The sequence below is a fragment of the Vibrio pomeroyi genome (genome assembly GCF_024347595.1).
In the GTDB taxonomy this organism is placed as follows: Bacteria; Pseudomonadota; Gammaproteobacteria; order Enterobacterales; family Vibrionaceae; genus Vibrio; species Vibrio pomeroyi.
Map to the genome: position 1 here is coordinate 1,544,992 of NZ_AP025506.1, position 25,426 is coordinate 1,570,417.

General features: G+C 43.7%; 23 protein-coding genes. 8 read left to right on the top strand and 15 right to left on the bottom strand.

What is annotated here, in order from left to right:
- Positions 1-23: 23 nt before the first annotated feature.
- From purT to sbcB, 5 genes are all read right to left on the bottom strand, one after another.
- Positions 24-1,199, bottom strand: coding sequence for a formate-dependent phosphoribosylglycinamide formyltransferase (gene purT / locus OCV12_RS06905; RefSeq protein ID WP_017069826.1), 1,176 nt, complete (start codon positions 1,197-1,199; stop codon positions 24-26).
- A 167-nt stretch (positions 1,200-1,366) separates the two neighbouring features.
- Positions 1,367-2,254, bottom strand: a complete 888-nt coding sequence (gene cdd, locus OCV12_RS06910; RefSeq protein WP_261885729.1) for a cytidine deaminase — start codon at positions 2,252-2,254, stop codon at positions 1,367-1,369.
- 285 nt (positions 2,255-2,539) lie between these two features.
- On the bottom strand, positions 2,540-3,217 hold the full coding sequence (locus tag OCV12_RS06915; RefSeq protein WP_261885730.1) for an LrgB family protein: 678 nt from the start codon (positions 3,215-3,217) through the stop codon (positions 2,540-2,542).
- 2 nt (positions 3,218-3,219) lie between these two features.
- Complete coding sequence (locus OCV12_RS06920; RefSeq protein WP_017080643.1) at positions 3,220-3,591, bottom strand: CidA/LrgA family protein; 372 nt, start codon at positions 3,589-3,591, stop codon at positions 3,220-3,222.
- A gap of 24 nt (positions 3,592-3,615) precedes the next feature.
- Positions 3,616-5,040 carry an exodeoxyribonuclease I gene (gene sbcB, locus OCV12_RS06925; protein WP_261885731.1) on the bottom strand — a complete coding sequence of 475 codons (1,425 nt, stop codon included), beginning with the start codon at positions 5,038-5,040 and terminating at the stop codon, positions 3,616-3,618.
- Positions 5,041-5,938: 898 nt separating this feature from the next.
- On the opposite strand from sbcB, the gene OCV12_RS06930 reads away from it, so the two are divergent.
- Genes OCV12_RS06930 through OCV12_RS06945 form a run of 4 tightly spaced genes read left to right on the top strand, consistent with a single transcriptional unit; the run spans position 5,939 to position 10,093 of the window.
- Positions 5,939-6,373 (top strand): DUF4402 domain-containing protein, encoded by a 435-nt coding sequence (locus OCV12_RS06930; RefSeq protein ID WP_055318636.1) that lies wholly within the window; start codon positions 5,939-5,941, stop codon positions 6,371-6,373.
- 52 nt (positions 6,374-6,425) lie between these two features.
- Positions 6,426-6,863 carry a DUF4402 domain-containing protein gene (locus tag OCV12_RS06935; RefSeq protein ID WP_261885732.1) on the top strand — a complete coding sequence of 146 codons (438 nt, stop codon included), beginning with the start codon at positions 6,426-6,428 and terminating at the stop codon, positions 6,861-6,863.
- On the top strand, positions 6,860-7,570 hold the full coding sequence (locus OCV12_RS06940; RefSeq protein WP_261885733.1) for a fimbrial biogenesis chaperone: 711 nt from the start codon (positions 6,860-6,862) through the stop codon (positions 7,568-7,570). Before OCV12_RS06935 ends, OCV12_RS06940 begins: the two co-directional genes overlap by 4 nt.
- 54 nt (positions 7,571-7,624) lie before the next feature.
- On the top strand, positions 7,625-10,093 hold the full coding sequence (locus tag OCV12_RS06945; protein ID WP_261885734.1) for a carboxypeptidase-like regulatory domain-containing protein: 2,469 nt from the start codon (positions 7,625-7,627) through the stop codon (positions 10,091-10,093).
- Positions 10,094-10,153: 60 nt separating this feature from the next.
- Here OCV12_RS06945 and OCV12_RS06950 read toward each other — a convergent pair whose 3' ends face one another.
- The gene (locus OCV12_RS06950; protein WP_261885735.1) at positions 10,154-11,002 is read right to left on the bottom strand and encodes a sterol desaturase family protein; all 849 of its coding nucleotides are present in this window, start codon (positions 11,000-11,002) and stop codon (positions 10,154-10,156) included.
- Positions 11,003-11,076: 74 nt separating this feature from the next.
- Complete coding sequence (locus tag OCV12_RS06955; protein WP_261885736.1) at positions 11,077-12,090, bottom strand: DUF2804 domain-containing protein; 1,014 nt, start codon at positions 12,088-12,090, stop codon at positions 11,077-11,079.
- Positions 12,091-12,260: 170 nt separating this feature from the next.
- Between OCV12_RS06955 and OCV12_RS06960 the strand changes: the two genes are divergently transcribed.
- Positions 12,261-13,295 (top strand): AraC family transcriptional regulator, encoded by a 1,035-nt coding sequence (locus tag OCV12_RS06960; RefSeq protein WP_261885737.1) that lies wholly within the window; start codon positions 12,261-12,263, stop codon positions 13,293-13,295.
- A gap of 20 nt (positions 13,296-13,315) precedes the next feature.
- On the opposite strand, the gene OCV12_RS06965 is transcribed toward OCV12_RS06960, so the two are convergent.
- Positions 13,316-14,263 carry a chromosome partitioning protein ParA gene (locus OCV12_RS06965; protein ID WP_261885936.1) on the bottom strand — a complete coding sequence of 316 codons (948 nt, stop codon included), beginning with the start codon at positions 14,261-14,263 and terminating at the stop codon, positions 13,316-13,318.
- 39 nt (positions 14,264-14,302) lie between these two features.
- Complete coding sequence (locus OCV12_RS06970; protein WP_261885738.1) at positions 14,303-15,637, bottom strand: sphingomyelin phosphodiesterase; 1,335 nt, start codon at positions 15,635-15,637, stop codon at positions 14,303-14,305.
- Positions 15,638-16,038: 401 nt separating this feature from the next.
- Between OCV12_RS06970 and OCV12_RS06975 the strand changes: the two genes are divergently transcribed.
- Entirely contained in the window at positions 16,039-16,560 is a 522-nt protein-coding gene (locus OCV12_RS06975) for a DUF2058 domain-containing protein (RefSeq protein ID WP_017629753.1), read from the top strand.
- A gap of 160 nt (positions 16,561-16,720) precedes the next feature.
- Here OCV12_RS06975 and OCV12_RS06980 read toward each other — a convergent pair whose 3' ends face one another.
- The 4 genes from OCV12_RS06980 to OCV12_RS06995 all read right to left on the bottom strand — a co-directional run bounded on the left by OCV12_RS06980 (position 16,721) and on the right by OCV12_RS06995 (position 20,953).
- Positions 16,721-16,903, bottom strand: a complete 183-nt coding sequence (locus OCV12_RS06980) for a hypothetical protein (RefSeq protein ID WP_017629754.1) — start codon at positions 16,901-16,903, stop codon at positions 16,721-16,723.
- A gap of 165 nt (positions 16,904-17,068) precedes the next feature.
- Positions 17,069-18,541 (bottom strand): aerolysin family beta-barrel pore-forming toxin, encoded by a 1,473-nt coding sequence (locus tag OCV12_RS06985; protein ID WP_261885739.1) that lies wholly within the window; start codon positions 18,539-18,541, stop codon positions 17,069-17,071.
- Between the two features lie 480 nt (positions 18,542-19,021).
- On the bottom strand, positions 19,022-19,783 hold the full coding sequence (locus OCV12_RS06990; protein WP_261885740.1) for a YdcF family protein: 762 nt from the start codon (positions 19,781-19,783) through the stop codon (positions 19,022-19,024).
- Between the two features lie 285 nt (positions 19,784-20,068).
- Positions 20,069-20,953 carry a LysR family transcriptional regulator gene (locus OCV12_RS06995; RefSeq protein ID WP_261885741.1) on the bottom strand — a complete coding sequence of 295 codons (885 nt, stop codon included), beginning with the start codon at positions 20,951-20,953 and terminating at the stop codon, positions 20,069-20,071.
- 142 nt (positions 20,954-21,095) lie between these two features.
- Here OCV12_RS06995 and OCV12_RS07000 point away from each other — a divergent pair, with 142 nt between their 5' ends.
- Entirely contained in the window at positions 21,096-22,106 is a 1,011-nt protein-coding gene (locus OCV12_RS07000) for an aldo/keto reductase (protein WP_261885742.1), read from the top strand.
- 9 nt (positions 22,107-22,115) lie between these two features.
- Positions 22,116-22,508: a GlcG/HbpS family heme-binding protein gene (locus tag OCV12_RS07005; protein ID WP_017629759.1), complete on the top strand. Its 393-nt coding sequence runs from the start codon at positions 22,116-22,118 to the stop codon at positions 22,506-22,508.
- 99 nt (positions 22,509-22,607) lie between these two features.
- Here the strand turns inward: OCV12_RS07005 and OCV12_RS07010 are convergent, their stop codons facing one another.
- Together OCV12_RS07010 and OCV12_RS07015 are read right to left on the bottom strand one after the other, a co-directional pair.
- On the bottom strand, positions 22,608-23,981 hold the full coding sequence (locus tag OCV12_RS07010; protein ID WP_261885743.1) for an L-cystine transporter: 1,374 nt from the start codon (positions 23,979-23,981) through the stop codon (positions 22,608-22,610).
- Positions 23,982-24,166: 185 nt separating this feature from the next.
- Entirely contained in the window at positions 24,167-24,862 is a 696-nt protein-coding gene (locus tag OCV12_RS07015; RefSeq protein WP_261885744.1) for an NAD-dependent epimerase/dehydratase family protein, read from the bottom strand.
- Positions 24,863-25,426: the final 564 nt, after the last annotated feature.

Sequence of the window (25,426 nt, forward strand, 5' to 3'; positions counted from 1 at the left end):
ATTGTTCAGAATTGAATAGCAGGTTAGTAAATCACTTTCACTTTCGAAGCACTTTCAATGGCATCTTCGATTGCTGTTTCTGTGCTATTACGACGAGTTAACGCTACACCTAGACGACGGCGACCATCAATGTCAGGCTTACCAAACAGACGAACCTGCGTTTGTGGTGCGTCTAGCGCTTCTGCAAGGCCTTCAAAGCGGATATTCGTTGATGTGCCTTGGCCAAGGATTACTGCAGAGGCACAAGGGCCATACTGAGTAATTGATTTGATCGGCATACCTGTAAATGCGCGTACGTGTAGTGCAAATTCCGATGAGTCTTGAGACATCAGAGTCACTAAGCCAGTATCGTGTGGGCGAGGGGAGACTTCATTGAAGATCACGTGGTCGCCTTTAACGAACAGTTCAACACCGAAGATGCCGTGACCGCCTAGTGCGTTAACCACTTGCTCTGCCGTGTATTGCGCCGCTTTCAGAGCGTTGTCAGACATGACCTGTGGCTGCCATGATTCACGGTAGTCACCGTCTTCTTGGCGGTGACCGATAGGCGCACAGAAATGAACACCGTCGACTGCACGAACGGTTAGAAGCGTGATTTCGTAATCAAAGTCGATGAAGCCTTCAACGATCACACGACCCGCGCCAGTACGACCGCCTTCTTGTGCGTAGTCCCAAGATTTCTGGATATCTTCTTCGGTTTTGATAACGCTTTGGCCTTTGCCTGAAGAACTCATTACTGGCTTAACAACGCAAGGCATACCCACGAACTCAACAGCGGCTGAAAAATCTTCAAAGGTGTCTGCAAAGCGGTAAGGCGAAGTGCTTAGTTTCAACTCTTCAGCAGCTAAACGACGAATACCTTCGCGGTTCATCGTTAGTTTGGTTGCATTCGCCGTTGGAACAACATTTAAGCCTTGTGCTTCAAGTTCAACTAACTTGCTGGTGGCAATAGCTTCAATTTCAGGAACCACATAATCTGGTTTTTCTAGCTCAATGATAGCTTGTAGAGCATCACCATCTAACATATCTAATACATGGCTACGGTGCGCAACTTGCATTGCTGGTGCGTCTGCATAACGGTCACAAGCAATAACTTCTAAACCTAAACGTTGGCACTCGATAGCAACTTCTTTTCCGAGTTCACCTGAACCTAATAGAAGTACACGAGTAGCATTTTCACGAGTAGCAGTACCAAACATAGAAATTCCTTCCGATCTTTTGAACGATTGATTGAAAACGGGGTGATCATACTTATTTAAATGACAAAAGCAAACGTTTGCGCAGCTTGTGGCGTTAATTACAAACATAAAAAAAGCAGCCCCGTTAAATAGGGCTGCTTATTTAAATTTTTGTTAACCAGATGTACTTAGATTGCTAAGTAAGTCACTGGAATGTCGGGATTAATCGCTTCTAATGTAGATTGCGTATCCGCTAGGTGACTGATGCTGCCTTCAGCTATTTCAACCAAAGCTGCACTTTCAATTTGTTCAAAGTCGAACCCCGCCAGTTTGAGTTGAATCAATGCCACTTGCAGAGGCGGTAGGCTAGGGTTGAATGCTGCGTTTTCAGCGTAAGCACCGGTGAAAACCTCACCCGACGTCAGCTGTAGTGAAACGCCACTTAGGTTTTTGGTGTAAGGAGCGTGACTGCGGTTTAGTGCTGCTAGTGCTTCTACAACAATAGGAGTTGTTTCTTCAGTCGTGTACTTATGATCGAGCTTAGTCATTAGCCCAGTCGTCACACCTAAATCAGCAGGGCCAAAAGAGTCTGGAAGGTATTCTTGTAGTGACATCTCATCGCGTTGTGGAAGCTGAACTTTAAGCTCTTTCGCTGTGGTCAGTTCGTTCATAAACTGACGACAGTGACCACAAGGACTAAAGTTGATGGTGATATCTGAGATGCCTTGCTCGCCTTTCATCCATGCATGGCTGATTGCAGATTGCTCAGCGTGTACTGTTTGGCCAAGTTGTGCGCCAGCGATCTCAAGGTTTGCACCAAAGTACAAAGTACCAGACAAACCACGCACGATTGCACCAACGTAAAAGTCAGATAATGGAGCGTATGAATACGCAGCAGCAAAAGGAAGTAGTGCGATACGTAGTTCGTCATCTGTTAAACCACTTGCTTGAAGCAGGCTAGAGAACTGTTCTGGAGACAATGTCGCGTCAAAGTTGTCTGCTAATACGATGTCACTTAAAAGCGCTTTCATTGATGATGGAGCACTTTCCAGCGCCAGGGTAATACGACTGTTCATGTTGAATCCTTAATTGACCTTAGGCTTTAAGTTTATGCAATGCTCAGGAATTTTCTGTGATGACGATCACTATTGAATTGTTGTTGTTACATTGGCTTGCATAATTAGAGTGAGGTCACACTTGAAATCGATTACAAGAGCCATTTATACAGTTGATATCGCACTTATTGCTCGTAAAAGACCGTGACTTGACAGCCATTGCTGAATAAAGGCGAATAAAAAGCCCAAACAGACACTGTAATCACAGCATTCTGGTTGGGCTAAATCGTGCAGTGATCGTTTAGGTTAAGAATAGAACCAAATCACAACTGAAAATATGCTAGGCGCAATGATTGAGGTGATAACGCCACAGAGCACCAAAGCCAATGAACTGAATGCGGCATCTTCTTGGTTCTTTTCCGCACAAGTCGCGGTGCCCAGAGCGTGAGAAACCGTACCCATGGTTAAACCTCTGGCAATTGGGCTCTTAATACCAATCAGATTATAGATAGGATAAGCAAAGATCGCCCCGAACAGACCTACGATCAAAACCAATATTGCCGCAATGGCTGCCTCACCACCTAAATGACTCGATACTTCCATCGCGATCGGCGTCGTCACCGATTTGCCTAACAGGCTCGCAATCAAGCTAAGGTCGGCTTTAAAAGCTACCGCAATGATTGCTGTGGTTGTCATCGACATCACACTACCTAACGTGCAGGCAAAGGTAATAATGCGCCAGTTAGCTCGAATTTGAGGCAACTGCTCGTAAAGAGGGTAAGCAAGAGCCACAACCGCAGGCTGAAGCATATAAGTGATCCAAGTGTTGTCTGCGTAGTAAGTCTCGAAAGGCACTTTGAAGAACAACAGAATTGGAATAATGATGCCAATGCTGATCAGTAAAGGGTTACACAGTGGTGAGTTCACTTTTTGGCTTACCCAACGAGCAAACAGGAACACAACGATGGTCAGTAGAATCCACATGATTATTTACCTCTCGAAAGCAAGCGGTCTAAGAACCATGATAAAGACACCAATACGATGAGCGTGCCACCAACGGCACTTGCCATGATTGGCAGTGCATTGGCGATAAGCATGTCGAAGTGATCCATTAGCCCAACACTGATTGGGACGAACAATAAGATCATTAAACGAATAATCAGACTGGCACCGGGTTGTACCCAGTGTGATGGAACAATACCTATCACCATGGCAGTAAACAGAATCAACATGCCAAAAATACTGCCTGGAATTGAGGTCTCTAGATATTGTTGTAACGCGTTACCTGCAGTGAGAGCACCTATGATTAAGGTGAAGGAGATTAAGCAGTAAACGAGTTTGATCAATCTTTCTTTCAAAGTGTCACATCTCTTGATAATGAATTAACTAGCTAGCTTTTCTACGTATTGATAAACCGCTTTCAAGATAGCCATTTTCTTCTCGTCACTTTCGTTTTCATGTGCGAGGTTTTCTAGATTCAGCATGTACTCTTCTAAGCGACTCTCGTAAAACTCACGACAATGGTTCGCCCATTTAAGCTGCTCAGCTTCATCAAGTGTCCATGGGAAATGACGAGCGCGGTAACGGAACAACAACGGCTTAATACGCTCGTCACTGAAAGTGATGTCCAAAGCGGCCAAGTTGTTCGGATCAGTTTCACGGATGATGTTCATCGCGGTCTTATCTGCTGGAGAGAAGAAGCCATCGTAAAGGTGTGTGTCTACATCATCACTTTTTTCGTATTCACGTTCTTGTGAGTACAAGCCAATCAGCTTTTCACGAATCTCTGGGTGTTCACGTAATAGTGCAAGGTTCTTTAAGCACTGCTGACGGTCGATACCGATCGTTTCCGCGTTTTCAGCCGTGAGTGTTTTTGCTGGTGCGAGAATAGGGCACTTGTTGAGTTGTACCAGTTTAATCGGCACTGGCAGTTCATCTTCACTTAGCTCGCTTCGCTTGGTGTAGAGTCTGTCTCTTAGCTCATCAGTATCTAGCTCAAGCAGAGGGCTAGGATCTTTTGCCAAGTCCACCACGATAACCGCGTTTTGATTGGTTGGATGCCACGCCATAGGAACAATCCAGCTTGTGTAATTGCAGTCACGACCAAACATGCCTGACACGTGCATAAGAGGTGTCATGTTTACGATGTCGACTAATTCGTTCAACTTGCGCTTGTGGCGCATGTTGTAGAGGTAATCAAACATCTTAGGTTGTGCGGCTTTCAGCTTTTTCGCTAATTCGATAGTCGCAATAACATCGGCCATCGCGTCGTGCGCGTTTTCGTGTTCAATGCCATTTGCCACAGATAGGTGTTCCAGTTTGAAACTTGGGTAACCTTCTTCATTCTCTGGCCAAACAATACCTTCAGGGCGAAGTGCGTGTACGGCGCGCATCACGTCAAGTAGATCCCAGCGTGAGTTACCGTTTTGCCAGCTCCATGCGTACGGGTCTATGAAGTTGCGATAACAAGTGTATCGCGTTACTTCGTCATCGAATCGAATGCTGTTGTAGCCAAGGCTTGTGGTGTTTGGCTTTGCAAGCTCTGCATGAATCTTGGCGATAAACTCAGGCTCAGGTAGGCCTTGAGACATGGCTTTTTGCGGTGTGATGCGAGTGATTAGCGCAGCTTCAGGTGCAGGAAGATAATCAGCAGGAGGTTGGCAGTAGATAACCAAAGGCTCTCCGATAACATTGAAATCTTGGTCGGTACGAACACCGGCGAATTGACTCGGACGATCTTTCGCTGGGCTCACGCCCCATGTTTCGTAATCGAAAAAGAAGTAGGTAGGCTGATTATCTGAACTCATTGAATTTCCTGAACAGTAAGCGGATTACGTTTACTGTGGCTGAAGGTTAGTTTTGTTCAGTATCTGATAGTATGCGGTACGCGTGCAACCCAGATCACAAATAAATTGCCGGAAAACGGTGCTTTACTATTCAATCGAGTCGACAAGGAAGCTTTTGAATCGAATTGTGGCGATTTCTTCGTAACTGTTCTACCTGTTTACGGTTACATGAGCGGCGGTGGTGGAGAGTCAGGGTCACTATCAAGGTGCAGATGTTTAAGCTAACAGACGACCGTTTAAACCGTTAGATCTTCATGCCTAACGCTCTCCCCAATTTAGTAGTCTTTCGGCAATATAATTCACTTAGTTTTGATGAGTCATTGGGTATTTATGATTGCAGGGGGAATTAAGTTGGATAGATCTACGTGTCTCATTTTTAATACTGTTTAAAGGCTATGTTTTAAACCCATGTTTAAATCTTAGGTTTAAAATTCTTAATACTAAAATCTATTATTACAATTTGATGTTAATACTGATTTGTTTCATTTGTGAGACGATATTGCAACACGGCGATCTATATAGTGATTCATTTAAATAAAATGTTTGTTTATGGCTTTTATTTATTTTGTGGGTATTTTAAATAAATCTTGTTTTATAAAAATAATGACGTATAAAATTAAGGGGATTAAGTGTAAAACCAGTTTTATATCTAATTAATAAAAACACCTAAATACCACTATTTTATTAGTGTTATTTATATCAATTTGCGTGATCTTATTCTCACTGCGCCTCATTTCTTTATAAATAAGTGTCAATATATATATTTTCTAAATAGGATTGTTGTTACTTAATTGTTAACTATGATTGACTATTAGGTAACCCTAATAATAAAGCCGAATTTATATAAAGGATTAAAGAAATGAACAAAGTCTTTAAGGTTGTTGCTGTATCTGCACTTTCTATCTCTTCAGCGAACGTTTTCGCTGTGAGTGACACTTTTGATGCAACACTAGAAGTAAAACAAGCAATTACAATGACAAAAACGAGTGATCTAGACTTCGGGATCATCACTTCAGATAACACAACTGATGTTGTTATCGCTCAAGGTGATGCAGGAGCTGCGGCGTTTACGCTTTCTGGAGAATCAGGTGATGCAGTAACAGTAAGTATTTCTGATACTAACTTAGTTAACGGTGCAAATACGATTGCGGCAGAATTCGACTTTAATAGCGCTATAACCCTAACGGGTGGTAATGCGAATCTTAATATTGGCGGTACTGCACGTACTTCAAGTGCAACATTAGTTGCTGGTACTTATACTGCAAACGTTGCAGTAGATGTAACTTACCAGTAATCAAATGAAACCAGTATAATATTGTGGCTGTTGCAGAGCAGCCATTTTTACGATGAAGTTTCTATTCAAATACGCGATTTATATCGGTCTGACTTTTTATTCAAGCCCGTTTCATGCTCTGGAAATTATTCCTGAAAATATGGAGGTGAAATTTCCGGGTATGTATATCTCTGGATCGGGGCAAAATGCTGATGCTAATCCGGCTAATAGTCAGATTTACGTAGTTCGCTTTTATGTAGAAGGTGAACCGGGCAAAAAGATCGTGGTTTCGCTCCCCTCTAAGCAGTACCTCAACCATTCGCGTAAATCCAAACGTCTTCGTGTTAAAAAGTTTTATTTTGGTTGCGGCTTATCAAAGCGAGGCCGAGCCAAAATCAAAGGCAATGGAAGAAGCAAATTACTCTGCATTGGTGCGAGAGTGAAAATCGGCGCTAATCATCCCGCTGGCGTTTATACCAGTACAATTCCTTTTGAGGTTAATTATAAATGAAGTTGTTTATCTCATGTGTTCTCGGCTTACTTTTCACGGCACAAGCCTCTGCTCAACTCCTAATCGCTCCAACTCGTTTTGTCTTAGATGCTGATACCTCTGTGACGGAAAAAATCGTGGTGGAGAACAATTCGGATGAACCGATTCGATTGGAGATCAAACCAATCTATCGACCAGTAAAGGCCAGTGGCTTAGTTCGTACCGACGCAAACATCGCTGAGTCTGAAAATATCGCCGATTGGATTAAAGTGTCACCGCCGATTATTCGTGAACTGAAACCCAATCAAAGACGTACGGTTCGCTTGCGCATGAACGCATTGCCAGACGACATGCCAGATGGTGAATACCGAGCTTACCTATGGTTTTCACCTATCGCGAAGGCTGTTGAAGCTTCCCCGCCTGATCTATCGAGAAAGGTTCGTTCTAACAACGGTTCAGCGTTTCAACTCAACTTTCATATCAACAGTTATGTACCGGTTTACGTACAAAAAGGCGAGCAGGTACAAGATGTGAAGTTTCAATGTGATGATCAGAACCTCAAGATTACGAATGATGGTAATTTCCAGTTCAACGCTAAATTGAATGTCGACGAACACAGCGAAAAGGTGGTGTTACTTCGCAATGCAGAATTAACCAAACCGCTACCAAAGGGCTCGAAGGTTTCACTGGTGCAGAACGACCAGCCTTTGTACGAATGTGTTCTGTAGCTTGAACTGTGTGTTGCCAGTGATTGTGCACTCGACTGAGTAACGACAAGATTCATGTTTCAACATTTGGTTTGTCGAGTTGCCTTGCTTTGTTCATTGTTTCCATTTGTCGCTCTTTCGCAGTCAAAAGGGGAAAGCGAGGCGACTGAACTTTATCCTGCTCATATCGAAGTTCGAGTAGGGCAAGTCGGTGATAGTTTCTATCGTGTCATGATGGATGATTACGAAGAACCGTTTATCTCGATATCAAATGCTGCGTTTTCTCTGCTAGAGATGAATGGGCAATGCGATGACAACGGCTATTGTGAAATCTACTTGCCGCAAGATGTTGGGCGAGAGTCTCCTCCTTATATTGTCGATACCGAGCAAGCCGCCTGTTATCGCGATGAAAACAATAATCGCGATGACAACAATATCCAATCAATCAAGTTTGAAGTAATTGACTCAGAAACCTACATTCATTGGTACAGCTTGCAAGCCTGTATTCCCGCCAAAGTCCGATGGGATATTGATGACTATCGGCTAACCGTTTCTCCTGAATTCAGCTCGTTAACCGAGTTGGAAGCGGTGATCTCTAAGATCAAAAATGAATCCCGTAAGAAAGCAGAAGAGTTGAAGCGTGCTAGTAATACTCCGGCCATAGAGCCGCTTGCGACCGTGGGTTTAGCAACAAGAGTAGCAGCTTCTGTTTACCACGACAGTGAAACCGGCGGCGATGTTTATGCCATTTCCGACACCATCCTAAGCACCGAACATTCCTTATCTCGCTTGTCTATTGATTCGCGAGAAGATCAGCCCATTGTCTATTACAACATTGCGGTTGAAGCACATGATGGAGAAGGTTCACTAGAAATTGGGCACGTGCTGTTAGATGGCAGCGTATTTACCGTGAATCAGACACTCGAAGATGGGCTTTATTACACCAACCGAAAGCGTCAGCCAGAGTTTGGCAACTTACAACTGGAACGTACTACTCAGCCCAATATCAGCATCGATGTATTGGTTAATGGCATCTATCAAACGACGTATCGTTCTGATGAGTTTGGACGCTTTGTTGTTGAAGAAGACAACATCTCACCCGGTGACACCATTAAATTTCGTTACTACCTATCGAAAGGTGTCTGGCAGGAAGAAGAGATTACCGTCGCTGGTTTAGAAGATGCTTTTTTGCCACGCAACGAGTGGGGCGTTCAGGTGGTTGGGAATGAAGGTGCAGACAGAGCGGGCGCTGTGTCTTTGGAGTATGGGCTCGCTGATTACTTTACCGTGGGTAGCGCTTTCAGGCGGCAACATGGCAAAGACTTGGTTGGTTTCCAAGGGCGATATTTACCGACACATTGGTTTGCAGGTCATATCGGTTGGTTACCCGACATTAATCGGTTTCCAATGGAGTTTGATATCTTACTAGGTAGCGATCAATCTGCGTCAATTGAGCTCAATAAAACCGATGAACTGGATTCAGAGTCGATGGAATATGACGTATTCAAATACAACTTGTCGCTTGCAAATCTCACGGCCTTTTTAACCGTAAGAGACGATGAAGATGAACTCAGTGTCGAGCCAAAAGTGAACGCCAAAGTATCGAGCAATCTGTTCCTCTCTTATGCAGGAGATTATCAATACGCAAAGGACATCCATGAAGATACCTACTTACACACAGTAGAGCTCGCCAAAAGTGGTTTTTCTGATACCTCGTGGAATATCTCTGGAACCGTTAATGGCTCTGGTCATCATGAACGCACAGAGCTCTCTTTAAGAAACGCATGTAAAGAGTGTGTACTTGATCCTCTTAATGTATTCCAAGAACTCACCACCAATGTATCTGCTCGCTACCAGAAACAAGATGTGTCGTTTACTGCCTCTTTAGAGGCGCGTGTGAATCCTTATCTGCTGTTTAAGTTGGAAGGGACAGAAGACCAATACGGTGTGGAAATGACCACGGAATTTGGGGCTAAAACCTACTTTGATGAGGATATCGGTGAGTTCGTCGAATGGAACCGATACAACCATTCTAAGCTAACTGGGGTTGTCTATGATCATCACAAGCAACCGATATCTGGGGTCAGCCTGCAGATACTCGACCAACGCGCGGTAAGTGATGCAAAAGGGCGTTTTGAATTCTCGAGTGTTCCCGCTCGAAGCAATCTGCCTATCTATATTGATGAAGGGGCACTAGACCTGAACCTCACGCCGATTCAAAATCCTGTGTTTGTGAATACCAAACAGGTTGGATTAACTCATGCGAATATCGAAATGGTGGTGTCATTTGGGGTCGATGGCACAGTGGAGGGCGCTATCGAGAGCAATGCGTATCTGCACTTCAAACATATCCAGAAAGGAACGGAATATTCGAGTGAGATCGAGAGCGACGGTTTTTACATGGTAGAAGGGCTGATCGCCGGAAAGTACATTATCACCTTAGAGATGGACGACAAAAGATACGTTCAAGGCGCCGACTTGGACGGGGACTTTTGGGTAAGCGATCTCACCTTTAATTTTATCGACTTTCATAAAGTGTATTAGGTTTGCACGGTCGATTGTTATGCCAGTTATTTATTCGAGGGCTGCTTCTTTATAAGCTATTTAGTCGGAAGGTGGTGAGAGCATTAACTTCACTTTCTGCTTCATGGTTAGGTTTTGGCTTTGCAGATCTTTGAATATCGCTTTCCACTCTTGAAAGGTCACCGTTATCGGGTTGAAACTCTCTACAGGCTTGGTGACACCGTAACGCACGGTTTCGACTTCAGGTTCAAACGTACCAAATAACTTATCCCAGATAATAAGAACGCCAGCGTAGTTTTTGTCTATGTATTGCGGATTTCTGCCGTGATGAACACGGTGGTGGGATGGGGTATTAAAAAGGTATTCGAGAGGCCCTAGGCTTCGTACCCACTGAGTATGTACAAAGAATTGTAAACCCAGATTTAGAAGCACCACAAAGATCACCCACTTAGGGTCGAAACCTATGATGACTAATGGCACCCAAAATAACCACATTCCCGCAAGTGGGTACATTAGGCTTTGACGAAATGCGGTACTAAAGTTCATATGTTCAGAGCTGTGGTGCGCGACGTGTGCTGCCCACATCCAGCGAACGCGGTGGCTTGCTCTATGGAACCAGTAGTAGAAAAAGTCCTGTAGAACCATTAATACAATGAAGCTCAACACGTCCATTTCAATATCCATTAAGCGCCAACCAAACAACCACAGATAGATCTGAACGATCAGCAGTCCGGTCAATAAATCGGATAATTGATGCATGCCTGCTAGCGTGAAGTTACACATGACTTCCGATAGTTTGTAACTTGAATTGTCTGGCAATCGGCCTTGCTTCTGACCAATGAAATACTCGGCCAACATACAGATCATGAACAACGGAGCCAATACCAACAGCAGCCATTCAGGGTGATTGATTAATGCGTCGATATTCATGTTTTATCCTTGTTGAGAAGTAATACTTGAGGTGTCGAGTTCATCGCCTGTGATTGAATCGTCAGAAGATTTGGTTACCAACGAGCGAAATGATCTTCGGTCAAACCGAGAACATTATCGAGTTGGTGGGTTATGTCATCGTTGTCTTGAATCGAACCTGAAAAATGACCGACAAACTGGCGGAAGTTACTCTTCAGCAACCATAGGTTAAGCTTTTCACTGCGCTTGTTGAGAGGGGTGAACGTCAGATTAATACGACCATCTTGCGAGGTTATCTTCCAAGGTAGATTCGTGTCTTGACGACTAAACGTAAACTGCACCGCATTGAGTAAGTGTCTGGTGCCATTTATCCACAATACGTTTTCACATCCTCCGGTTTCATTGACACCTGCCGCGAGGTTGAGGCCAATGTTTGTATCATTGGATTTTGCGTTGATGCTTGCCCAGCGCCAACTGGTTTCACGCCTCATGTATCCTGCTGAGAAATCATAACCAGCACGAGCTTGAACTAAGGAAATAGGTTGTTGATTAATCTCAATGCTGCCCGTTGCTTTTAACGCGTTATGTTTTTGGGTGTAGGTCCAGCCCGAGTAACCGGTTGGGCTGCACATCGCCATGGGTAAGCTGTCGCTTTCTGGCTCTAGGTAAACCTTGGCCTTAATGAGTTTTGTGTAGAGTGACACTTTCCATTGCCCGCCCTCAATATCAAACACAATGCTTTGCCCTGCAATGTTTGTGATTCCTTCAAAGGGTGAGCGCGTTACCTGTTTATCAAACCCTAGTGGTCGTAACCATGAGCACTCTTCTAACTCGTTATTCTGGATGTCGTAGACGTAACAAAACGCCGAACTCAGGTAACGAATGTCAGCAATGGCTACGCCGATTATGTGAGTCTCGGTAACAATGCTGACAAATTGAAATTGCTTGTAATGGAAGTGTTTTTGCCACGGGTTGGCTTTGGTATCCATGGTGTTTCGATAGTCGAACTTTTCTATGTTGAGATGTTTTGGGATACCATCGAAATGCCCAATCGTCGGTTGACCATTAGAATTAATCAAACTGTGTGGAGACGGGATGGTTTTTATCATTGCGATGGTTCACATAAATTTAACAACTAGCAGCATTGTGCGACGAGTAGCGTAGAATTGGGAGGTCATAATCGGACAGGAGCAGGTTATCAATCACGATTTTGTTAGCTTGGGCTGTTGAAGCTGTATGGTCATGAATGTGGGAATAGGTTCAGTATAGGGGAATTTAATTGGAAGTTATCGCGGAGTACATGCCAACGGAGCATCGCCACCAATTGGGCACATTGGATGTCGCGTTGTTACTGAATACACTGGCGCAAAGAGGCATGGATATTGAAACACTGCTTGCTGGTGCCGGGTTAGAAAGCTTAGATTGGCAAAACCCAAATGGGAAGCTAACTTACGCGGATAAACTGTCCATCTTCAGTGCGGCTAACCAGAGCTTTCCACACGATGGTTTGGGTTTATGGTTGGGAGAACATGCCAGCTTGAGCCATTTCGGTGTGTTGGGCTATGCACTATCGACCAGTCAGAATGTAGGCGAGGCGATTAAATCGGGCTTTAAATACCTGCGTTTAAACGGGCCTATCTTCTCGGTTAAGCTGATTGTTGATGATAAACACGCGGTAATTCAAATTGAAAACACCTTGGAGGTGGGGGAGCTACTTCCGTTCTGCAACGAATATTTCTTAAGCTCAATCCTCTCTTTGTTCCAAGAATTAACTGGCGATGCATTGGCAATTAAAGCGTTGTCTTTCCCTTATGCTGAACCAAGTTATGCCAAGCTCTATGATGAACGCTTTCAGTGTCCGGTGTTTTTTGGAGAGACCTTTTGCGAACTGCGCTTTGACGCCTCGGTTTTGTCACAAACATTAGCCACACATGATGCCGCAACGCTAAAACGCTATCTCGCTTCTTGTCAGTCGATAGTGGAGACGTTGGGCTCTGAACACCTATTAACTAATCAGATCAAAACGATCTTTTATCAAACCGCAGGTTGCTTCCCGACTATAGAACAACTCGCCGTAGAATTTGGTTGCAGTTCTCGCACACTCAGACGAGAACTGGTCTCTCATAATTCCAGTTATCAAGCACTACTTACTGAAGTCCGGGTCGAATTAGCCAAAGAGCTATTGCTCGGTACGAGCATGAGTATTGATGACATCGGTGAAAGGCTTGGCTATAACGATCCTGCAAACTTCAGAAGGGCGTTTAAAGGGTGGCTGAGTAAAACGCCTGCGCAGTTTCGTGACGGTCTAACTTAGCTTGATTGTCTGAACCTATATTATTCAAAGAACTGCTCACGAAATTCTGTTATTTGCTGTTGGTAGTAGTCGTTCCATTGTTGTGTATCCCAATTAGCATGATTTGCAGAGCGTTGAGAGTCTAAGGTCGATTTCAATTGAGCCAGTAGTTCGTGATACGTCATCACAGTCTTCTGTTGTTGCGCCACTTGTTGTTCACGCGCGGCGATATTATCGGCCTGTGCTGCATCCAAATATGTTTCTTGAAGTTCAGCTTTGATAGTCGCTAATTCAGTAGAGCTATAGCTGTTAGGCAGCAGCGAGACAGCAAGCTCGTATTGTTGAGCTGGAGTTTCTGCGTTTAACGTTCCCGATTTACTTTCCCATTCCGAGAGCAAATCTTGGAAATGTAAGACAAACTCGGTGGGTTCGATTTCCTCAAGCGTGTTTGCGCTAAGCGTAAAATCCAAATGCGCAAATTGGTCGGCAAACAGCTGGTGGGCTAACTCTCCCCATACCTCTTGTGCAGACTGCTTAAACATCTCAACACGCGCTTCTAAAGAGTCTACAGATTCGAGTTGCATTGTGCTTTCCCTTACTTGCCAATCGGCCGAGAGCTTTGGGTAATTATTTAATAGTTCAAACCACTCTATCGATAACTCAGATTTCAACTGTGCGAGTTGTTCAGTGCAATTGCCGACTTGTTGGCAAAGCATCCAAAACTCATTGAGTTCATCTAACAGCGGCTTACCTTCAAGTTCAGTTAGGTTTTCTGCATACGCTTTTCCGTGCTGGTTTTCAGTTTGGGCTTGTTTACCTTGCGAAACGGAGTTGTCTGAAAGGCCAGTTGTGTTTGATGTGGGACTATAGTCATCAGTCGCTTTAGAAACGTACTCTTCTGCTTCTGCGTGTTGGACAGAGGAGTGCAGTGCTTCAATCGATTTTGATGACCATGAGTAGCCAACAATGCTCGTCACAGCGACGAGCATTAGGATTAATATAACTCGATGCATTATCCGTTCACCGCGTTACTTGATGACAGCACGAACAGGGAAGTGGTCTGAAAGGTTGTAGTGCTTCCATAATTCACTGCTGGTAGAACGAGGAACATCAACACGGTTATTGTTGTGAGCTTTTTGCGCGTACTCTGAACTCACTACCACGTAATCGAGATATTCAACATTCTCTCCACCAGACATTGGCTCACCAGCAAAGTTATTGATGCGAGGGTCAAAGGTTGAAGCGGTATAACCTGAGTACTCAGGCTCAGTGGCTTGCAGGTTGGCGAACATCTGTTGGTAGTCACCTGGGAACTTAAGCTTGTTCACGTTGAAATCGCCGCTGTAAATCACCGTTTCAGAGGATGGTATGTTCAGTGATTGAGCGAGCTGACGCATCTGTCTAAATTGACGCTGACGATAATCACGCGCCGTGTCCGTATCGAATGAGGCGGTGTGCGTACCAAACACGTGGTAAGCCTGACCATTTTTGATAACCTCGGCGTAATTCACGCCTTTATCAGCAAAACAATCTGTGCCGGTACAATCAGGGAACACGTACTGTGCCTCGTTGACGATAGGGTAGCGGCTCACAATGATCACGCCGCCGTCATAGATGTTGATGCCATCTTTATCGAGCATTTTAGTTTGGTAAGGATATTCCTTTGCTAGTTCTCGCAGGAATTTATCTCGCCCGTTGGCAAATACCTCTTGAAGCGCTAACACGTCGTAGCCCTTAACGTATTGCGGGATGAGATCGTAACGATCACCAATGTGCGAAGCGATAGCGGGGAGAGCCCAGATGTTGTAGGTCATGACTTTCAGTGTGTTGGCGTCTGGCTCTGGCTGTTCATCTACTTTTTGTGGAGTGATGGTGTAGTAAATATCATCGTAGCGAGCGGTTGAATCGGCTTTAAGCGCGAGTTCAGTATTCACATCAAAAGCGTTAGTCGAGCTGCGATGGATATTGCGATCATCATGCAGTGTTAAATTCACGTCTGCTGCGCTCAAACCGTGTTGCAGTGTTGAGTTGTACCAGTGCCCCTTCATGGTTTGATTGAGCGTGACGCTTTCGCCAATAGAGTTTGATACCACTGTGTCAAATTCGTACGTCTTACCGGACTTTACGCCTGTCCAACGATTAAAACTGATCAGCTTCTTCGTTTCCCACGGGCCAATCTGCTCAACATGTTGTTGCCACTCGTCGCCAAGTTGAAGTAGATCAGTGCCGCTATGGTTGGCTTGAATCGTCATCACTTGGTTGGTGTTATTGGTCAGGTACACATCGGTATCTGCAATCGCCGAGGTTGAAATGAATGAAGCTGATGCAAGTAATGCACCCAGGCAAGTCCATTGAGTTTTCATTTTCACGTTATCCTTACTGATTGATTTAAAGAATAACGTAGTAAAGAGTTATGACATTGGAGTTATAACTCTATCAGAATTATCCAAATATTAGATATATGCCATGGTTTTATAAATTTGATTAATCATTGAAAACTAACATATTGCTTTGTCGGAATGATAAGTGATACGCGCGCACGCAAACAAAGGAGGAACACTTTCAAGCTTTAGGTTGGTTATTGGTGGTGTGTTCTTTGTGAAATCATAGGTCGGAAAGTAGTCACAGGTGGATACTGTGATTTACGATAAGAGATAACGCTGGCGGCCTAGCTTTATCAATAGAAATTTTGCCATTGTTCAGTAAACAGATTCCTCAAAAAAAGGTATGATGGTGCCGTTTTTAATCCTGAACTGGGAAAGTCATGGCAAAGTTAACACTCCAAGAGCAGATGCTTAAAGCTGGCTTGGTAAATGAGAAAAAATTAAAGAAGGCGAAGAAAGGCTCGAAAAAGTCTCGCGTTCAAGCTCGTGAAGCAAAAGCGGCAGCAGAAGAAACCAAACTGGCGCAGCAAGCGAAAGATAAAGAGTTAAACCAACAGCTGAAAGACCAACAGTTGAGCAAAGAAATCAAAGCTCAAGTGAAGCAGCTTATTGAGATGAACAAAATCGAATCGAAAGATGGCGACATCAAATACAACTTCACCGATGGTACTTTGGTGAAATACCTATACGTAGAAGAGCTGACTCAAAAGCAACTAAGTAAAGGTATCTTAAGTATTGCACGTCAAGGCGAGAGCTATGTTGTTATCCCTACATCCGTAGCAAACAAGATTGCGATGCGCGATGAAGAGTCAATCGTTGATACTCAAGCAGCAACATCTGATGAAGTAGACGAAGATGACCCGTACAAAGATTTCGTGATCCCAGATGATCTAATGTGGTAATGGTTAACTAATTACTTCTGGATCCGCTGTACTTTATGGCGTAGAAAGATCATAAAAGGCCCGGATGGTACTACCATCAGGGCCTTTTAATTTTAGCCGACATGTCAGTGTGCTTACGCTCTTTAATTGAGATGTGTTTTAAATTTTCTCGTATTAAGCGTTAATCAGCAATAATCTCCGCAATATCGAACGCTGAATCTTGTGGGTAGTCTTTGAGCTGATGATATTCAATATGAGATTGCTCATACCCGTCAAAATAGCAGTCACCGATTTCGTTACGTGGACAAATGTGTACATCATCTCGTGAGATGAGCTCTGTTGAGCAACATGGACAGTATTTCATAGCTCCTCCTGTTAGGGATCTCTGTCTTTAGCCGGCTTCATTAACTCAAACTTTTGTGTCGTTGTGATTGCACTTTTAAGTCAGTGTTAACCCATTCGAGAAGGTGATGATTAGACGCATGTTGGCCATTATTGAGTCAGACAAGGAACCTAAAGCTTGACCCAACTAGTGCTGAACAGGATTAATCATGAGCTGAGCATCTTGGTACCCAAGTTGTGCTAAAGCTTCTGGGTCGAAGTCAGTCACGACCTCAATCTCACCTGCGTGGTAGGTTGTGTGGTCACCAAGCGTTGCTATAACATCAAATGAATCCACTGGGTGCTGTTCTCCAATATCGATCATCCCAGAGTATTGTGATTCGGCACTAAACTGGCCAGTTACGTGAGTGTAGAAGGGACGGACACTTGCTCCCGCGGCATATTGCATGCTGCTCAACCCATTCGCGTTAATCGCCCAACTCCAATCCCACCATTTCATCTCACCAGGAATGTAACGGTGATCCCATTGATAGCGAATGTTCGCTTGTTCTTCGCTGTTAGCACCCATGGTGAAGGTGTGTGAGATTGTTGGTCGGTTTGTTGGGTGCGAACTTAGTGCATTGCCGCTATAGCGTAAGAAGCCGGTGAAACTGACGTCGTAACTCATGTTTGCTTTGATGCGGTACGGATAAGAGATACTTGAGCGATAAAACTCGACTCTAAACGGCAAAACAGAATTAGCCGGCACTGTGATGATCGCTTGTCGCTCTGTAGGTTCAGAGCGAGAACCATTGTTGGTATCAGAGAAACGCTGGTCTTGTTCAAGCACTACGGTTACATCTGTTTTCCCAACCTGATGCCAAGTAAAGTTCTCGTTGACCATGACTGATTCTGAGAGGTCAAAGCTGTTGGTTTTACGCCATTGGGTGGATTGGTCGAAATGAAGGTCAACGATGATCTGCTTTGGTTCATCGCCGTCATTAATCGCGTAAGCCGACACTGTATTAATCAGCGCTTGTTCTGGTTCGTTAACCTCATCATGCGAGAATGTCGTGCTATCAAGTGTGTAAGAGAAGTTATCCACCCTGATTGTTGTTTTTTCGTCACAGCGTTCGCCAGAGCATGAACCATCGCTGTTGCCCTTTATCTCCCAACCATCGTTAAGCTGCTTGATATCCATATCTTGGCCGACGTAGCGTCCGTTGTCGCCGCCAACCCAAGCGTAACCAAGGTTATGTGCTAAGTAACTTAATGGGCGAATAAAGCTCGCATTATCACTGACTAAGGCTCGTTGAACCTCGAGGTTGTTGTGCTCTTCAATGGCCTGTTCTTGATAGTAAGGCAAACCTGCGTCTGGGTGGTTGGGATAACACCATGTGTCGTCACTGTCTTGGTCTCGTTTAATGAGGCCGTGATAGCCTGAGCCCATGATTACCCAGTCATCTTGAAGGCCTGCGATATCCCACACGTTCATGCGAGAGATAAGCGCTGTTTTGTGTTGTTGTGCTTCTGTATGAGTTAGTGGGCGATAGTCGGAGCGACACACATCTTCCCCAAGTTTGTCCAAGACAATTTGGTCTGAATATATTTTTGAATGAGCCGTCAAAGGTATTAACGATAGGGCAGTGCTAAATAGAATGGTTTTACTGACGTTGAGCATGAATAAATTCCTAGGTGCCATTATTTGGCTATTGTTTTTAGATGTGATTTATATGTGTTGTCATGAGTATTGTTTAAAGCCGAGGGTCTCTAGCGGGGTGTACTCTGTCATATAAAACAAAGCCAAAAGTACTGAAATGAATTGAAAATAAATACTTATAAATATCAGAGAGTTGTACTGATCAACTTATCGTTTGATAAAGACTTATCTTGATTGATTTCAATTACTTTCAACCATCCAATTAATGGGCGGTTAATTGTTGAACGTTTGTGTTTCTGTAACTTTGTTATTTAGAAAATGGATTTGGAAAAATAAGTCAGCAAGATTGATTAGAAAGAATTATTGCTTACAGGATAGGGAGTGTAGACGTAAGCCTAAATAAGAAAAAATAATGTGATAGGTAGGATCAAAAAAGCAGCAAACAACTTTTCGATTATTGCTGCTTTTTTGTGTGTATCGAGTTAAGTTAATTGGACGCGATTAAGCATCCCCAGGTTTTTCCCGTTTGCTGTTCCAACCCATAAAGTTGTAGATGTTGTAACGAGCAAACCCGATTTGTTCGTGCAGAGCAAAGTCTGTTACCGCAAAGTTATACCACAGTGGCAGCCATGAAATTTGAGCTGCCATGTAATCGGCTCTTACCGGAATCACGTTCAATCCAAAGTGGTTGAAGTAGAGTTCACTACGGCGAATGTGCAGGCCAGATGAAACCAGCACAATGTTGTCGAATTGGTGATGTTTCATCAGGTCGCTGGTCAGTTGCGCATTTTTCCAAGTGTTTACGCTGTTCGGTTCTTGGATGATGTCAGCTGTTGGTACGCCAAGTCTCAGCAATTGTTGTTCGTAAATTTCCGCTTCTGTTACGCCATTGCCTTGTGCATCGCCACCACTGATGATTACTTTGCACTTAGTGTCCGATTTTGCACAATCTTTATATTGGCTTGCCGTTTCACTGATTCGACCATAAGAGAAAAAGGCTGGTTCGAACTCTTGTGTACTTTTAATTAACTGCGTTCCTGCACCCAGAAGAACAATCGCATTATTATCCGACCACTGGATCTCAGGCTTACTTTCGTAATTCGCTTGTAGGTCGTCTAATAAATAGCGAGGGATAAAACCTGAACCAATCAACACAAATGACGATATAAGAACAAGAGACAAAAAAGTGGAAGTTGCTCGCCATTGAAGTAAGCGTGTTATGAAAACGAAGAGTAGAAGAAGTAAAAGTATAATAAAGCTCATGGTGATCTCGTTACCGAACTGGTGTCAATTTGATGCAGCATATTGAGGTGTTGCATCATATATCAATCACGATGATTCTTCATAGTTAACTCATTGTATTATTGAACAAATGCACGATTTATTGCGATTAAATACGATAATTAATCGGAGCACGACTAAAAGTGCTTTATTATTGTTCAATAACCCCTAATAAAATATAGGTATATAAACGAAGGAGTTATTTAAACCCTATTTCGTATTATTTAAATCAGTTACTTTCGCTTGCCTTAAATCACTACCCATCATTTATCGACTCAAATTTTCAAAGTAATTCTGAACAAATTTAATAAACACTTGATGCTTTTTAGCTGGGTAGATGACTTGCGGATAGAACAGATAAATACTGTTCCCTTGTTGTAGACACTCGTCAGGTAACAATCGCTCTAACTCTCCAAGTTCAACTTCTTTGTCAACGTAATAACTCGCGATACGAATAATGCCGCTTCCTACCATGGCTTGTTGCTTGAGTAAGTGATTGTCATTGCTTGAGAGCCAACCTGAAACATCGATATTCGCCGATTTTAAAGGCCACTCGGTTTGATGCAGTGTCGCTAAACATTGATGATGACTTAAATCGCTCACGCTGGTGGGGCGACCAAATTGATTAAGATAGCTGGGCGTTGCAACCAAATCGTGCTGATAGGTAATCAATCGTTTCGCGATCATGTTATCTGGCGGGGTATTGGTGGCACGAAAGGCGATATCGATATCATCTTGGTTGAGATTAAAGTTGGTGTAACTGCTATTAATCTCAAAGCGAACCTCAGGGTATTGCTGTCTAAACTGCTGGCAGATATCGAACAGGAACACCTCTGTAAACATCTTTGGTGCCGTAAGGCGTAACGTGCCTTTTACGATGTCGTGTTGCTCCGAAACGCTGCGCTCAAGCTGCAATACTTGAGAGCGAATGGTTAAGCCTTGTTGTAGTGCGCGTTCGCCTTCTTGGGTTAGTCGAACACTGCGGGTGGTTCTTACAAGAAGAGGGCACTGTAAGTCGCTTTCTAGCCGTTTGATTTGCTCTGAAAGGTAGCTCTTGGATATGCCAAGCTTTTCCGCTGCTTTGGTAAAGTTAAGTTGTTGAGCAAGTTCTACAAATAGGATCAATCGTTCTATTCTTTTGTGCTCGTTCATTCGCGTATTCCTTCAAAGCTGCCTATTTATATTGTTCGCTATACCAAACAATCATTTCGTAACTAGCATATTCTGTTTTTTAAAAAGAACAATATGATAGAGGCATATTTATTGGCATCAAACCTTCTAAGCGAGATCAGGTATGACGAACAGCATTGATTCAACAAACAAAAACGATAATCAAAAGAGTATCCCACTATCAAGCCACCTAGAGGGTGTTGGGCAAATCGCCTATGGATGCATGGGGCTTGGAGGTGGCTGGAACGACAACCCGGTAACGGCGTCTGATGTAGCGCAAACACGTAGCGTAATCGACACAGCACTGGAGTCGGGAATCAACCTGTTTGACCATGCTGATATTTATACTTTTAGCAAGGCAGAGCAAGCCTTTGGCCAAGCGTTACAACAAGCCCCTGAATTACGTGATCAGATGTTCATTCAATCCAAGTGTGGTATTCGCTTTGAAGGTGAAGGCAACGTTGGCCGTTATGATTTCTCGGCAGATTGGGTAAGCCAATCGGTAGAAGGTATTCTGAACCGTCTGAATACAGAAAAGCTCGACGTGTTGCTTTTACATCGTCCTGATCCGCTGATGGAACTCGATGAACTGGCAAGAACGCTTGAGAATCTGAAAGCTCAGGGCAAGGTGGATTTCTTCGGTGTGTCCAACATGAACAGTCATCAAATCCAGTATCTACAGTCGGCGCTCAGTCAGCCTATTGTCGCGAACCAAATTGAAATGAGCTTGGCAAAGCTTGATTGGCTTAATGATGGCGTGATGATTAACTCGCAAGGTCATCACCAATCTGATTTTGCTGCAGGCACATTGGAGCATTGCCAAATGAAGGGCATTCAATTGCAAGCTTGGGGCTGTTTGGCACAAGGTCGTTTTGCAGAGCAAGGCTTGTATTCAGAACACGAGAACGTGAAAAAGACCGCGCATTATGTCGCGCAATTAGCCAATCAATATGGCGTAGAAAGTGAAGCGATTGTGTTGGCGTTTTTACTGCGTCACCCTGCTGGTATTCAGCCTGTCATCGGCACTACTAATCTCGATCGAATTAAGGCATCTGCGGTTGCGACTCAGATTAATCTCACTCGTGAAGAGTGGTACAACTTATACGTGTACTCACGTGGTCAGGCGTTGCCATAGGGGATGAATATGTTGAATCAAAAAATCGTACAGCAACTCGTGTACAGCGCACTCGACATCGCAGGGCACAACAATCAAGCCATCGCTGTGAGTGTATGTGATACACATGGTGAACTGCTAGCGTTCTCCCGAATGGACAACGTTAGCGTGCAAGCGGGTTTGTTGGCTCAAAACAAAGCTTATACCTCTGCTAGAGACAGACAACCGAGTGGTAACTTGGGCGCTTGGGCAAGAGAAACAGGGAAGGACCTCAGTTACTGGACCGATTCAAAGATCACTGGCTTCAAAGGTGGTGTTCCAATTGAACATCAAGGACAGGTGATTGGCGCTATTGGTATCAGCGGATTGAGTGAAGACGACGATGAAGCATTAGCTGAGAAAGTAATTCGATTAGTGCTTTAAGTTCTACTGTTTACAAAAGTGGCTCTGACATAAGACAGACAATAAAAAACCGATGCACATGCATCGGTTTTTTTGTTGGTCGAGCTATTCGATTCAGAATTAAGCGTTTGCTTGTTCCAAGTCTTGTTGCTTGTCTTTCTTACCTAATAGGCGACTTGTGATTGTACCAGCTGTCATCGCACCAGATACGTTAAGCGCTGTACGAGCCATATCGATAAGTGGCTCGATAGAGATAAGCAGTGCTGCAATCGTTACAGGAAGGCCCATAGCTGGAAGTACGATAAGTGCTGCGAACGTTGCACCGCCACCCACACCTGCGATACCGAAAGAGCTCACTGTAATAATTGCAATTAGAGACAGAATGAAGTTGATGTCCATTGGGTCGATGCCAACCGTAGGTGCCACCATAACTGCTAGCATTGCAGGGTAGATACCCGCACAGCCGTTTTGACCAATTGTCGCGCCGAAAGAGGCTGATAGGTTAGCAATTGCTGGTGGCACGTTTAGCTTCGTGATTTGAGCTTCAACATTCAGAGGAATCGTTGCTGCAGAACTACGCGAAGTGAAAGCGAACGTTAGAACAGGCCAGATTTTTTGGAAGTACTCTTTCGGGTTTACACCAACAAAAGAAACCAACACACCGTGAACCACGAACATCAGTAGAATTGCAACGTAAGACGCTACGATGAAACCTAGCAGGCTTAAGATGTCAGAAGCGCTTGATGTTGCTACTACCTTCGCCATTAACGCTGCGATGCCGTATGGCGTTAGTGCCATGATCATCTTAACTAAGCGCATCACGATAGATTGAGCCGCTTCAACAAAGGTACGAATTGGAGATTCTAGCTCTTCTTTCTCTGCCATTACTTTACGTGCAGCAATACCCGTTAGCACACCAAAGATAACAACCGCGATGATAGACGTAGAGCGAGCGCCCGTTAGGTCTGCAAATGGGTTGGTTGGAATGAAGCTAACCAGCATTTGTGGAATCGTTAAGTCAGAAACAGTACCAATGCGGCTTTCTAGCGTTGCGATACGTGCTGTTTCACGCGCACCTTCTGTCAAACCTTCAGCAGATAGGCCGAATGCTTGAGTCACTACAATACCAACAATCGCAGAAATCGCTGTGGTTGCTAGCAACACAGAGATTGTGATGCCAGAGATTTTGCCCAGTGAACCGCCTTTTTCAAGCTTCACTACCGCAGCAATCATTGAAACCAATACTAATGGCATGATCACCATTTTCAGTAGGCCAACGTAACCACGACCAACAATGTTTACCCAGTCTAGCGTTTCTTTAATAACCGGGTTGCCTTCACCAAATAAAAGCTGAAGACCTAGGCCGAAAGCACTACCAAAAACTAAACCTAATAGAACTAAGCGCGATAACGTGTTTTCTTTTTTCTGCTGTCCGTAGAGAAAGAAGAGGATACCAGTGAATATCGCTAAGGCAGCGATAGCTGAAAATGACATTTGTTTTCCTTATGAATTTCTTTGAATCGATAGGGCGCTTAGATATATGGGCGCAAATACTGTTAGCTACAGTAGCGACCTGTAACAAAACGTAAAATAAGGAAAAGTAATTAAATAGAACGATAGGTAATATCCACTGAATAGAATGAGTGGATATCCAACATTGTGGTGAATAGATGAGCTTTTTAGCGATATTTTGCCAATAAATTAAGCATGTCGCTTGACGAGTAAATTTCTATATTTTGGAAATTATTTTCGAACAATCGGAACAACATGGCTTGTGCAACGTCTTTTGCCTGAATTGGACGCAGGTTTTTGAATTTGCCAAACATAAATGGCGACAGCAGAGGAAAGATGCTCTGTAGCAGTTTTTCATCGACTCTTGGTTCTTCTCGTTCACCCACCAGTGGCCCAGGACGTGCAATGAACAGTTGCTTAAAACCGATGCGTTTTAAGTTCTGCTCCATCTGCCCTTTACACTTGAGGTAGTGTGAATAGGAATCAACGGATGCGCCGTAACTGGATACAACCGCAACACGTTGAACCCCAAGAAACTTCATCGACTGAGCTACGTGGCTGACCAACTCTACATCGACTTTACGCAATGCTTCTTTCGAACCTGCCTTTTTCTTGGTCGTACCTAAACAGATAACCCCGAGATTGGGTATGGCTTGGGTATCGTCCCAACTCGTAACTTGCAAGTCACTGTGAATGAGCGTGTGGAGTTTGTCGGAATGAAACTGCGAATCTAATGCTCTGCGGGATAAGGCATAAATATGATCAACCGCGGGTTCATCGATGAGTAGGCTCATCACATGACGACCGATTAGCCCAGTCGCACCAGCCACTACAACTGATGTTTTGTCTCCAGAAATGCTCATAGCTATCCTTAACTCGTTTGCAAGTGCTTGTTTAATATAAACAGTGTTTGAATTTTAAGCGAACAAAAGTTTGATAAATGAGGGCTAATACTTGGTCGTTAATGGTGTGGTTATAGAGTAGAGTTCTGAGTCCGGTATTAATTTAGCTCCAAACATAACAAAGCCCGCTGGGCGACGGGCTTGTTATTTACTTTTTTACTTTTTAGGTAAAGGATAGTGGGATTTTCCTTACCTTTTTGCTAGCTTTCTTACCGGATTTATTTGGTTTTCTTTTACTTGAATTTGGAATCATTGCACCTCCTAAATCTTTTCTGAGCTTTTTTAACTAATTGCTTCGAGTAATGACTATTTGCTTATGAAACGTAGTTACTTATGACACTTTATTACTTATGAAACGTATAACTTTGTTCTAACTTTTTGTTGCTTCAGTGTGGGTGTTCACTGTGTGAGTACTTATCAATGGAGAGATTAATAAGTACTTTTAATAAAGCATAAACGATGCCAAAACGTAAGTTGTTGATCTTTCGTCCTAGCAGGGATTTGGAATTGAACTCGTGTCTTTTT